12 protein-coding genes are annotated in these 11893 nt (G+C 69.8%); 6 read left to right on the top strand and 6 right to left on the bottom strand.

Annotation, left to right across the window (positions count from 1 at the left end):
* Positions 1-26 precede the first annotated feature (26 nt).
* From K7862_RS30685 to K7862_RS30695, 3 genes are all read left to right on the top strand, one after another.
* Positions 27-893, top strand: a complete 867-nt coding sequence (locus K7862_RS30685) for a slipin family protein (protein ID WP_222968087.1) — start codon at positions 27-29, stop codon at positions 891-893.
* A gap of 99 nt (positions 894-992) precedes the next feature.
* Entirely contained in the window at positions 993-2489 is a 1497-nt protein-coding gene (miaB, locus tag K7862_RS30690; protein ID WP_222968088.1) for a tRNA (N6-isopentenyl adenosine(37)-C2)-methylthiotransferase MiaB, read from the top strand.
* A gap of 41 nt (positions 2490-2530) precedes the next feature.
* The gene (locus tag K7862_RS30695) at positions 2531-3250 is read left to right on the top strand and encodes a class III extradiol dioxygenase subunit B-like domain-containing protein (protein ID WP_222968089.1); all 720 of its coding nucleotides are present in this window, start codon (positions 2531-2533) and stop codon (positions 3248-3250) included.
* A 233-nt stretch (positions 3251-3483) separates the two neighbouring features.
* Here K7862_RS30695 and K7862_RS30700 read toward each other — a convergent pair whose 3' ends face one another.
* Complete coding sequence (locus K7862_RS30700) at positions 3484-3708, bottom strand: antitoxin (RefSeq protein ID WP_222968090.1); 225 nt, start codon at positions 3706-3708, stop codon at positions 3484-3486.
* Between the two features lie 272 nt (positions 3709-3980).
* On the opposite strand from K7862_RS30700, the gene miaA reads away from it, so the two are divergent.
* Positions 3981-4895 (top strand): tRNA (adenosine(37)-N6)-dimethylallyltransferase MiaA, encoded by a 915-nt coding sequence (gene miaA, locus K7862_RS30705; RefSeq protein WP_222968091.1) that lies wholly within the window; start codon positions 3981-3983, stop codon positions 4893-4895.
* 95 nt (positions 4896-4990) lie between these two features.
* Here miaA and K7862_RS30710 read toward each other — a convergent pair whose 3' ends face one another.
* From K7862_RS30710 to K7862_RS30730, 5 genes are all read right to left on the bottom strand, one after another.
* Entirely contained in the window at positions 4991-6229 is a 1239-nt protein-coding gene (locus K7862_RS30710; RefSeq protein WP_222968092.1) for a tyrosine-type recombinase/integrase, read from the bottom strand.
* A gap of 758 nt (positions 6230-6987) precedes the next feature.
* On the bottom strand, positions 6988-7221 hold the full coding sequence (locus K7862_RS30715) for a helix-turn-helix domain-containing protein (RefSeq protein ID WP_222968093.1): 234 nt from the start codon (positions 7219-7221) through the stop codon (positions 6988-6990).
* 233 nt (positions 7222-7454) lie between these two features.
* A complete protein-coding gene (locus K7862_RS30720; protein ID WP_308012281.1) occupies positions 7455-9206 on the bottom strand; it encodes a DNA primase family protein in 1752 nt (583 codons plus the stop codon).
* Positions 9203-9763, bottom strand: a complete 561-nt coding sequence (locus K7862_RS30725; protein WP_222968095.1) for an HNH endonuclease — start codon at positions 9761-9763, stop codon at positions 9203-9205. Before K7862_RS30725 ends, K7862_RS30720 begins: the two co-directional genes overlap by 4 nt.
* Before the next feature lie 103 nt (positions 9764-9866).
* Positions 9867-10265, bottom strand: coding sequence for a hypothetical protein (locus K7862_RS30730; RefSeq protein WP_222968097.1), 399 nt, complete (start codon positions 10263-10265; stop codon positions 9867-9869).
* A gap of 281 nt (positions 10266-10546) precedes the next feature.
* Here K7862_RS30730 and K7862_RS30735 point away from each other — a divergent pair, with 281 nt between their 5' ends.
* Together K7862_RS30735 and K7862_RS30740 are read left to right on the top strand one after the other, a co-directional pair.
* The gene (locus tag K7862_RS30735) at positions 10547-11305 is read left to right on the top strand and encodes a GntR family transcriptional regulator (RefSeq protein WP_222968099.1); all 759 of its coding nucleotides are present in this window, start codon (positions 10547-10549) and stop codon (positions 11303-11305) included.
* A complete protein-coding gene (locus tag K7862_RS30740) occupies positions 11305-11874 on the top strand; it encodes a P-loop nucleotide/nucleoside kinase family protein (RefSeq protein ID WP_222968100.1) in 570 nt (189 codons plus the stop codon). The genes K7862_RS30735 and K7862_RS30740 overlap by 1 nt, the downstream gene beginning before the upstream one ends.
* Positions 11875-11893 lie beyond the last annotated feature (19 nt).

An 11893-nucleotide genomic window follows, 5' to 3' on the forward strand; every position in this document is an offset into this window, starting at 1 on the left:
AGGGGGGCACACAGGAGGAGGCGGACATGCCGAATCTGGGAGTCGCCGTCGTGCGGCAGTACGAGCGCGGTGTGGTGTTCCGGCTGGGGCGGCTGCACGGAGTCCGCAAGCCAGGCTTCCACCTCATGATTCCTCTCACCGACCGCATGTGGAAGGTCAGCCTGCGCACGGTCACCATGCCGGTGCCGTCGCAGCAGGTGATCACGCAGGACAACGTCTCCATCGGGGTGGCGGCGGTGGCCTACTACCGGCGGGTCGACGCGGTGAAGTCCATCGTGGAGATCGAGAACGTCTCCGCGGCGGTCGGGCAGATCGCCCAGACGACCGTCCGCAACATCGTGGGCCGTTCGATGCTGGACCAGGTGCTCACCGACACGCAGACGCTCAACCTGGCCATCCGGGAGATCCTCGACCGCACCACGCAGCAGTGGGGCGTGTACGTCTCCCTGGTCGAGCTGAAGGACATCGAGCTGCCGGTGACCATGCAGCGGGCCATGGCCCGCCAGGCCGAGGCGGAGCGGGAGAAGCGCGCCAAGATCATCGCGGCCGAGGGCGAGGCGCTGAGCGCCGACCGGCTGGCCGAGGCGGCCGACGTCATCGCCGACCACCCGGTGGCCCTGCAACTGAGGAACCTGCAGATCCTCGCCGAGATCGCGGTCGAGAAGAACAGCACCATCGTCTTCCCCGCCCAGCTGCTGGACAGCGCCCGCGCGGTGACCGACTTCGTCGCCAAGGAGAACCGGGACCGGCAGCGCGGCAACGGACACTCCCCGCAGCAGGCCGTCGAGACGTCCGCACCCGCGGCGCTGCTGTCCAGGGACAGGCCGTCCGTGGAACGGCCGTCCACGGACGGTTCACCGGCGGAGGGCCGGGGCGACGGCGCACCCGAGTGACGCGCCGGCCGGACGTTCGGGCACCCGGGTGACGGTGACGCCCGCCGTACCGCCGAACGGGTGCCGGGACAGTCCTGGGGACCACCTACCCTGGAGGGCATGACCGCGCAGGACGCACCCATTCGCAGCTACGAGATCCGCACCTATGGGTGCCAGATGAACGTGCACGACTCCGAACGCCTCTCCGGCCTGCTGGAGGCCGCGGGGTACGTGCGCGCGCCCGAAGGGGCGGACGGCGCCGACGTCGTCGTGTTCAACACCTGCGCGGTGCGCGAGAACGCCGACAACCGGCTCTACGGGAACCTCGGCCAGCTCGTGCCCAAGAAGGCGGCGCGCCCCGGGATGCAGATCGCCGTCGGCGGCTGCCTGGCGCAGAAGGACCGCGACACGATCGTCAAGCGCGCGCCGTGGGTCGACGTCGTCTTCGGCACGCACAACATCGGCCAGCTCCCCGTCCTGCTGGAGCGTGCCCGGATCGCGGAAGAGGCGCAGGTCGAGATCGTCGAGTCGCTGGAGACCTTCCCCTCCACGCTCCCCTCGCGCCGCGAGTCCGCGTACGCCGCCTGGGTGGCGATCTCCGTGGGCTGCAACAACACCTGCACCTTCTGCATCGTGCCCGCCCTTCGCGGCAAGGAGAAGGACCGCAGGCCGGGCGACGTGCTCGCCGAGGTCGAGGCACTGGTCTCCGAGGGCGTCATCGAGGTCACCCTGCTCGGCCAGAACGTCAACGCGTACGGGTCGGACATCGGCGACCGCGAGGCGTTCGGCAAGCTGCTGCGCGCCACCGGCGCGATCGACGGGCTGGAGCGCATCCGCTTCACCTCCCCGCACCCGCGCGACTTCACCGACGACGTGATCGCCGCCATGGCCGAGACGCCGACCGTGATGCACCAGCTCCACATGCCTCTGCAGTCCGGCTCGGACCGCGTGCTGAAGGCCATGCGCCGCTCGTACCGGCAGGACCGCTACCTCGGCATCATCGAGAAGGTGCGCGCCGCCATGCCGGACGCCGCCATCACCACCGACATCATCGTGGGCTTCCCCGGCGAGACCGAGGAGGACTTCCAGGAGACCCTGCACGTGGTCCGGGAGGCCCGGTTCGCCCAGGCGTTCACCTTCCAGTACAGCAAGCGCCCCGGGACGCCCGCCGCCGAGATGGCGGACCAGATCCCCAAGGCCGTCGTTCAGGAGCGGTACGAGCGGCTGGTGGCGCTGCAGGAGGAGATCTCCTGGGAGGAGAACAAGAAGCAGGTCGGCCGCACCCTGGAGGTGCTGGTCGCCGAGGGCGAGGGCCGCAAGGACGACGCGACCCGGCGACTGTCCGGCCGCGCGCCCGACAACCGCCTGGTCCACTTCGAGCGGCCCGACGAGCCCGTCCGCCCCGGCGACATGGTGACCGTGGAGATCACCTACGCCGCCCCGCACCACCTGCTCGCCGAGAAGCCGGCTCTCGCCGTGCGGCGTACCCGGGCGGGCGACGCCTGGGAGCGGCGGACGGCCGCGCCGCCGAAGGCCGCCGGCGTGATGCTGGGCCTGCCCACGATCGGCGCCCCGGCGCCTGCCCCGGCTCCCGTCGCGGGCTGCTCGCTGGACTGACCCAGTCAGAGGCCGTCGCCCGGCGCGGGTAGGGTTCCGCCATGCTCGTCGCCGCCGCTGTCTGCCCGTGCCCGCCCCTGCTCGTCCCCGACGTCGCGGCGGGCGCAGCGCCCGAACTCGACGTGCTGCGGGCGGCGTGCCAGGACGCGATCGGGGTGCTGGCCGCCTCGCGCTCAGAGCGTCTCGTCGTCATCGGACCGGCGGAGCGGCCCAGCCGCGGTGTCTTCCCGCCCGGGGCGGCCGGCTCGTTCCGGCCGTTCGGCGTCGCGCTGGACGTCACGCTGGGCAGCGCGGGGCAGGACGCGCCCGAGGACGAGGAGGTCCCCCCGCTGCCGCCGTCCCTGGCCGTGGCCGCCTGGTTGCTGCGCGGATGGAACGCGGCCCCCGTGGAGGGGCTCGGCGTGGGGGAGCAGTTGGAGCCGGAGCGGTGTCTCGCCGCCGGCCGGGCCGTCGCGGGTTCGGCCGAACGGGTGGCGCTGCTGGTGATGGGTGACGGCAGTGCCTGCCGCAGCCTCAAGGCGCCGGGCTACCTCGACGAGCGGGCCGAGCCCTTCGACCAGAAGATCGCGGCGGCCCTCGCGGGAGCGGACATCCGTGCCCTGGCCGCGCTCGACCCGGAGCTGGCCCAGGAGCTCAAGGTCGCCGGCCGGGCGCCGTGGCAGGTGCTGGCGGGCGCCGCCGAGGACGCCCACCTCACGGGCGAACTCCTCCAGGACACCGCGCCGTACGGCGTTGGTTACTTCGTGGCGGCCTGGACGTAAGACCGTCCGGCGCGGGCTCTCAGGTCCGGCCCGGGAACGCCCGTGAGGTGTGCTTGAGCTGAGGCACTCAGGGCTGCGGGCCGGGCAGTCCGCACGGTGGGCCGTGCGTTCGGGAACCGAGCCGGATGGTGAGAACTCCCGCGGGGCGCTCAGGACATGGACGGGCCGCGGATGGTGGAAATCCGCGGCCGTCCGGTATCGGGAGGTGCCTGCCTTGCGGTGGCAGGCACGGTTCAGGACTGGCCGCCGCCCTGCTCTCCGTAGTTGCGCGCGGCGTCCTTGGCCTTGTCCTGGCCGGTGTCGACCTGGCTGCTGTACTTGCTGCCGGTCTTGGAGTCGACGGCGTCGCCCGCCTTGTCGATTCCCTGGTCGACCTTGTCGCCGTGCTGGCGCATGGCGTCGGAGGCCTTGCCCTTCGACATGCCGAGCTTGTCCTTGAGCGTGTCCATGAAGCTCATCTGGCACCTTCCCTCGGAGATGACGGCCCGGAAAGGGACGGGGTGCGCCGTCGCACCGGTGGCCAGGCCGTCTGAGCAGGCCGAACCGCCACAAAACGCCCTTCCCTTCCTCTGACCATACTCGTGACCGGCTCATTTCGCGTCGGCACGTCCGGCGACCCCGCCGCCTGGGCCGATTGCGTTCCGGGGCGGTCGTCCGCACCCCGGGGGAGTGGCGGGTCCGACTGATCATCCGGGCGCGGAGGAGTCCGGATCTTTGGGAGACTGGCTGCGTGAAGAAGCGTGTCATCGCCGTCGTCGGGCCCACCGCGGCCGGGAAGTCCGATCTGGGTGTGGACCTGGCCCTGGCGCTGGACGGCGAGGTGATCAACGCCGACTCGATGCAGCTCTACCGCGGGATGGACATCGGCACCGCCAAGCTCACCCAGGACGAGCGCCGCGGCGTCCCGCACCACCTGCTGGACATCTGGGACGTCACCGAGGCCGCCAACGTCGCCGACTACCAGCGCCTGGCCCGCGCCGAGATCGAGCACCTGCACGACGCCGGCAAGGTGCCGATCCTGGTCGGGGGCTCCGGTCTGTACGTGCGAGCGGCGATCGACCAACTCGACTTCCCCGGCACGGATGCGGCCGTGCGCGCCCGCCTGGAGGAGGAACTCGACCTGCGCGGTCCGGGCGCCCTGCACGCGCGCCTCGCCGCCGTCGATCCGCAGGCGGCTCTCGCCATCCTGCCGAGCAACGGCCGCCGTATCGTCCGGGCGCTGGAGGTCATCGAGATCACCGGACGCCCTTTCACCGCCAACCTCCCCGGCCACGAATCGGTGTACGACACCGTGCAGATCGGCGTGGACGTGCCGCGGCCCGTGCTCGACGAACGCATCATCCTGCGGGTGGACCGCATGTGGGAGGCCGGCCTCGTCGCCGAGGTCCGGACGCTGGAGGAACGCGGCCTGAGGGAGGGCCGGACCGCCTCACGCGCGCTCGGCTACCAGCAGGTGCTGGCCGCGTTCGCCGGTGAGTGCACCGAGGACCAGGCGCGGGCGGAGACCGTCCGCGCCACCAAGCGCTTCGCCCGCCGCCAGGATTCGTGGTTCCGGCGTGATCCGCGCGTCCACTGGCTCAGCGGCGGGGGTACGGAACTCACCGAACGGGTGCTGGCGTTGCTCCAAGAAGCGGTTACAGCCTGATCAAGTGGTGGCTCCAACGCGGGGAGAGGCCCCTGACCTGCATGTTCCTCACCAGGCAGGGGCCGTAGAAACCCGTCTGGGCCGTCTGTGGGCCGTCAGCGCGCTGAAGTGCGCTGCTGGAACACCGCGTCGATGGCCTTTCGGGTCCGTTCCCTGCTGCTCGGCATGAGGTGCGCGTACACCCGCAGAGTCATCGCGGGGTCAGCGTGCCCCAGGTACTCGCTGACCGCTTTGACGTTCTCGCCCGCCTCCAGCAGAACCGAGGCGTAGAAGTGCCTGAGGGCGTGCATGCCGTGCTCGCGTGCGGCTGCCGGGTCCTCGCCCTTCTCGGGCTCCGGAAGGACGCCAGCGGCCACGAGAGCGGGTTTCCAGTAGCGGTCGTTGAAGTCCGACCGGCGCATGACCGCCTCCCGGGTACCCGTGAAGATCAGGCTGTGCGTCACCAGGGGCCCGTTCAGGGATTTCCAGGGAAGCGTCACTTTGGCCGGCGCGTACGCCTTCATGTGGGCCCGCAGCGCGTCGGCCACGGATTCAGGCAGTGGTGTGTCGCGTTCCTTGTCGCACTTCGGCGGCGCGAATACCGGCCGTCCCCGGATGAGCTTCACCTGCCGGACGACGTGAAGTGTTCCGGAATCGAAGCTCAAGGCGTCCTCCGCAAGTCCCAGCACTTCGCCTTGCCGAAGCCCGCACCCGCTGGCCGCGTCCACGGTTGCCCGGAGGCGCGCCGGCAGCGCAGCCCGCACGGCGAATACGCGCTCGGGAAGCCAAGGCGTCACGCGCTTCGCCTCCCGGGTCGGCGGCCGGACGGAGCGCGCGGCGCACGGATTGCGCGCCAGGTAGCCGTCATCGACAGCGGCAGAGAGAACGGCCCGCACGGTGCCGTAGATGTGCACGGCGTACGACCCCGGCACGCCTTCGGTCTCCAACTCATGCAGCCAGGCGCGAACATGCTCGGGCTTGAAGGATCCGAGTGGACGCGAGCCCAGATAGGGCAAGGCGTGAAGTCGCAGATACCGTTCCGCGCTGTCCTGCGTGGACACGTCCGTCGTCTGGGCGGAGAGCCACCGTTGGGCGTACTGCTGGAAAGTCGTACGAGAGGTCTTGGGGTCGATGTACTGGCCGCGCGACATGTCCGCCTCGACGTGCGCGAGCCACTGTTCGGCGAGGCGTCGTTGACGGTCGGGGAAGCTCTTGGACTTCTCGGTTCCGTCCGGGCCGATGTACCGGGCCCGGTAGCGCATGCCCAAGCCGTTGCGGTCGGTCTTGACCTTGACGGGCTTGCCGTCCGGGCCGGGTTCGGTCTTGTACCAGCGGTCTTGGATGTGGCCTGCCATGGTGGGCAGCTCCTTTGCGGATGCGTCCTGATAGCGGCTGCCGGGACGCGTGCCGAGGTGGTCTCGTCGCGTCCTGGCCGTCTGCGGCTCAGGGGTGCTACTCGCTAGTGGGCTGCTCAGGGGCGGTTTGCGTTGCTAGCGGGGGTGCTACCGGTAGCACCCTCTGCTGCTACCGGTAGCAACGCCAGTCGCCGGTCGCGGAGCGTGCAGGGAGGGAGGCGAGGGGAGTCCACAGGATCGTGCTTTTGAGGGGCGTGGCTGGTCGTGGGCGGCTGCCTCCCTGCCTCCCTGGCGGATCGTTGGTGCTGGTCGGATCAGGGAGGCGGGTTCAGGGAGGCGGTCAGGGAGTTCTCCCTGCCTCCCTCGACCCCTCCCTTCACTCTGCGTAGCGATGGCCGTTGGGGAGGGGGAACCGTGCGCCCCCTCAAAAGCGCTTTTGAGGGCGGGTGGGCCGGGGTCGGATGGTGCCTCCCCAACCTCCCCAAGAGGGTGTTGACGCTGGTTGGCCCCGGGGAGATGGCCGGGGAGGCGCTTGGGGAGAACTCCCCAGGATTCCCGCGCCTCCCCAGCACGGTTGGTGATGTGGTGGGGGTTCTAGCGGTTGCCGGCGCGGGCCCGGGAGGCGGGTTCGGCGGGTTTTCGGGGTTGTGGGCGGGGCGGTGCTAGGTGCTAGGCGGCTGGTCGGAGACGGGGTGTGCCGCTAGAGGTGGTGCTAGACCTAGCAGGGGTGGGTGCTAGGTCTAGCACCGGATCGCGGGTCATGCGGCGGTGTCGCTGGCCATCTGCTGGGCGGTCCAGTCGCGGACGGCTGCGGGGTCGTAGCGCAGGTGCTTGCCGATGCGGAATGCCGGGGGCCCCGTGTGTTTCTTACGCCAGGCGTAGACGGTCTCGATCGGGACGGCGAACAGGGCTGCGATATCGGTGGGGGTCAGGTAGCGGTCGGGAAGGCCCGCGCGGAGGGTGGCGCGGGGGTCGTCGGGTGCGGTGGCCATGGTGGCGGCTCCTTGGCGTTCGCGGGCGGGCTTGTCGCTTGTCTTGTCGCTTGTCGTGGTGCAGTTCACGGCCGGTCTGGTGGGGCATGGCGTGCGGATCGCGATGGATGGGCGACTAGCGACAGGACAAGCGACAAGCGATCGGGTGGGCCGGGGCAGGATCGGAGTCTGCCCCGGGGCGGGTGTACCGGGCAGCGAGATGGCTGCCGGGTCCGGGAGCTCCCGGCGGTGGGTCAGTTCTTGGTGCAGCTTGGGTGCGTGGTCTGGCCGGATCGCAGGGGTGCCAATGGCTGGCCGCACACGTCGCAGATGGTCAGTTGCCCTTGAGGGGGGAACTTTTCGAAATATCGCGGCTCAAGCGGATCAGCCCGTCTCAGTGCAGGTGAGAGGCTTGCGACTGAGCCGGACGCGTGCGGCTCAGTCCGGCTCACGTCCGGCTCATCGCGGCTCAGAGCGATGCCGACGTAAACCGGGACTTGCCTGCCATCCGGGCTTCGAGGCTTGGAGCGTTGGAGTTGCGGCACGATCGAGAGCAGGTTTCGGCCAAGGAGCTGCTTGGAGCCCGGGCGATGCCCGGAGTCTTCCGCCCAGTCCTTCCACGCCTGCCACAAGTCGTCCACAACGACGTGGTGGTCGGGCCCGGTCTCACAGCATTCACGGACGAACGCGGAGACGGGAGAGGCGGTGTCCTGCATGGTGGTAACCGCTTCGCGGGACGACGCGGGTTCGGTGAGGCGTCCGGTGGCCAGTAGCCGGTCAAGGCCGTCCAGGGCCCAGTTCAGGATGCCGGGCAGTTCCGCGCTGAGCTTGTCAGTCAGGTCGGTGTCCTCCCTGCCGAGCCACGAGACGGTCATGTTCAGCACGACGAACCGCCGCGCGATGACTCCAGAGGAGTCGCCAAAGTTCGGCAGCTCGTTGGACAGGATCATCAACCGGGTAGGGAGCTTGCCGGTCCACGGGTCCTTGAACTTGCGGTCGACGTCGATGGTGTCTTCACCGGAGATGGTCAGCAGGCGTTCCACCACCTGGTGGCCGTCGCGTCCGGCGAGCCGTGCGTCGGAGATGACCGCGAGGGACCTGCCCAGCAGGGGCGACAGTCCGAAGTTGCTGCCGAGGGAGGCCAGGGTCGGGCCCGCAATGTTCCCCGAGCCGACCAGGGAGGCGAGGATGCGGGCGATGGTGCCCTTGCCGGATCGGGTGGGGCCGACGATGAGCAGGATCTTCTGCTGGTCGGTGCGGCCGGACAGCACGTATCCGAACCACTCCTGGAGTGCTGCGATGGATGCTGGGTCGTCGGGCCAGGCCCGGTCAAGGAACCTCCGCCAGGTCGGGGCGGTGGCGGTCGGGTCGTAGTCGAACGGCACCGACACCAGGTTGAAGAACCCCGGGGTCAGGTCAGTCAGGGCCCGGTCGGCGACGCGCAGCAGGCCGTTAGTGCAGGCGACGATTGGTTCTCGGATGGCGGTCGCGTCCGGCCGTGCGGTTCCCGTGGTGAGCGGGTCGGCCGGCGGGCGGATCCACGCGGGCGGGTCGATGCGGGGCGGCAGGTGGGTCACCGCGGAGATGGCTTGCATGAGGTCGGACACCTTGCGCGCGGTTGGTGCCCACTCGCGTTCCTCGCTCGCGCCGTTGGGGGCGGTGTGGAGGTAGTGCGCGTGTTCCAGCAGCCGGTACAGGCTTGTGCGGGTCTGCTGGTCGTCCAGCTCCTCCCAGTGCGAGCCTGCCCACGCCATCCACATGCCGCGCCAGTGGCGCAGCGTCAGGACCCCGTCACGCGACCATTGCGGGGTCAGGTACCGGGCGACCGCCATGGGGTTGGTGGGCGCGGGAACGAGATCCCCGGCGGTGGGCTGGTCCAGGTGACGTGCGGCGTCACGCTCGTCACGCGGTTGCTCGGGAGTTCCCGGCCGCAGCCGAGTCGGGGCGATTCCGTGGCCGTTCACGCGGTCCGGCGGGGCGTTCACGGGAGCCGGTTGGGTGTTCACGCTGCCTCCCCAAGCACTTCGGGTCGGGTGGTCGGGTCGGGCCGACTCGTGCGCACCGCGAGCGCTCGCACGGTGCCCGTGAACGCGCGGTCGGTCGGGTGTTCACGCGGGTCCGACCGGGCGACTGGCGGGCGGTGTCCGTGCAGTTCAGACCGCGACTGGTCGTGCGCCTGGTCGGCCGACTCGGCAGCGGAGGCAAGACGCGCCAGCCGCAGCCACACGCCGACCGTGAACGCCGACTCGTGCGCACCGTGGACACCCGACTCGATGTGTTCACGGTCGGCCGACGCGTCGGCGGTCGTGAGCTGGAGCGCGATGAGCAGGGGCAGCCGATCGGCCTTGCGGTCGTTGCACGATAGGCAGGCCAGCACGGTGTCTTCGGCGCGCCAGGTGCGGTACAGGGACAGTGGCACCACGTGGTCGATGGTGGCGTGCCGCAGGTCGGCGAACAGCCGCCCGCAGTAGGTGCACCACGAGCCATCGCGGGCTGCCAGTCCTCGCTTGCGGGCCCGGGTGCGGGGCCCGTTCAGGGGCGAGCGGGCATGGCGAGCGCTCATGGCGGTTACCACCCTTCCCGTAGCAGCCGTGCCCACCGCCCCGCCGACCCGGAAGGTTCGGCGGGCACGGTGGACGGCTTAGAACACGCGGGAGCGGCGACGCTCATGCGGCATCACCGAACGGACCGGTACGGCGCGCAGAGGTGCTGAACAGGTGCGGGACCGGGGTGGGGTCGTCGGCCAGGCCGAACACCCGGGTCACGGCAGCCGCAGCCACTCGCATGTAGGCCATGGACGGGGCGTTCGGGCCCGGCAGGCGGCCGTGCAGGGCGGCCAGCGCCTGCCGGGCCCGGTCGCTGGTGCCGCTGCCGACACCTTCGGAGATCACGGCGAAGCGGAAGCTGTCGCGCACGTCGTCATCGTCGGCCAGTTCCTCCGGGGTCAGGATCACGCCGGGGGCGAAGGTCAAGGCGCCCAGCGCCTCGGCGAACGACACGCACATCGAGACCTGCACCTCGACGCGCGCCGGTTCGTAGGTGTCGTCCTCGCCCCAGGTGCTCACGTGCGGGAGTACACGGCCGATGGTGAGAAGTGCACGACGTAAGGCAGAAACCTGCATCATGGGAGCGCCCCTTTGCGGGTGAGGGGAGCGGCTGGCTGCTTGGCGGTAGGTAGCCGCTCCCTGCTTGGTTCCTGGTCTTTGACCAGGGCTTTCGTGCAATAGCGCCTGCACTCGCCGGAGCTGTGTCGTCCGGTGAGTACATCCCTAGGGTTCCCTAGGGCACCCTAGGGTGTCAAGCGGTACAGTAGGGAACTGACCGCCGAGACAAGGGAGCTGACGAGATGTCGGATCAGGCCGACAATCGAGCGCCGTACGCGCAGATTGCCGCCCACTATGCGGAGCTGATCGCATCCGGCGCGCTGGAGCCGGGCTCACTGTTGCCCAGCATCAAGGCTCTTTCGCAGGAGTGGTCCGTGAGCACCGCGACCGCTGAGAAGGCGCTGCGGAAGCTTAGGAATGAAGGGCTTGTCCGGGGCATCCACGGAATCGGAACCGAGGTACTGGACCGACCCGCCCCGATGTCGTCGGGATCCCAGCGCCAGGACCGGGGCCGTCGCACGGGGTCCAGTTGGGGATCCGGTGAGCGGTCCGACTCTCATCAGGCGTCGGTGGTTCCGGCGCCGGCCGATGTGGCTCAGGCGCTGGACATAAAGCTGGGTGCAGACGTCATCCGGCGTAGTCGGGTGTATCGCGACCGGCACGGCATCGTCGCTCACTCGACCTCATGGATTCCGGCTCGGTTTGGACAGCTCATCCCGCAGCTCAGCCGGAGTGAGCGGCTGACGGGGGGCACCTCCCTGGAACTCATCGCTGGGGCCACAGGACGACCGGTCACCCATCGGATCGACACGGCGTCAGCCCGGCTGCTCAGGTCCGAGGATGCGGAGCTGCTGGAGCTGGATCCGGCGAATCCGCCGAGTCAACCGGTCGTCGTCATGACTGCGAAGTTCGTTGACAGCGAAGGCAGCGTGGTGGAGTACGGCGTTGACCTCGGGGGCCCCGGACGCACGTGGCGAACGGAATCGGAAGTCACCCGCTGATGACCGGTGACGAGAAGCGTGGACCGTTCTGCGTGCTGATGGTGGGACTCCCCGGCTCGGGCAAGACGACGCTCGCCCGAGTCCTCGCCGACCATGGGTTCGTCAGGCTGTGCCCTGATGAAGAGATGTGGCGCCGGCACGGCGTCTACGGCGTCGATTTCCCACGCGGCACCTTTCCCGCCCTTGAGCGTCCGATCCTGGAAGAGATCGCAGGAGAGCTCTCGGGCCAACTTCGTGCCGGGCGCGATGTGGTGGTGGACCACGGGTTCTGGACGCCGGGGGAGCGCGATCGGTGGCGGACGGTTGCTACCGACGCGGGCGCGAGTGCGCTGCTCGTCTACCTTGAGGTGAGTCACGAGGAACTGTGGGCGCGTGTGAGCAGGCGCAACGCGCAGCATGAGGCCGACCCTAACGCGATCTTCTTCTCCGAGAGCGACCTGCTCCGGTATCGGGGCAGGTTCGTACCCCCAGAACCGACCGAACCCCACCTGCTCTACAACGGCGACCCGGATGCGGTCCTGAGGGAACTTGGCAGGGACGTTACTCCCATCCAGGACGTCGGCTTCTGAGAGTCGCCCCGAGATTCCT

The sequence above is a fragment of the Actinacidiphila acidipaludis genome (assembly GCF_019890725.1).
In the GTDB taxonomy this organism is placed as follows: domain Bacteria; phylum Actinomycetota; class Actinomycetes; order Streptomycetales; family Streptomycetaceae; genus Actinacidiphila; species Actinacidiphila acidipaludis.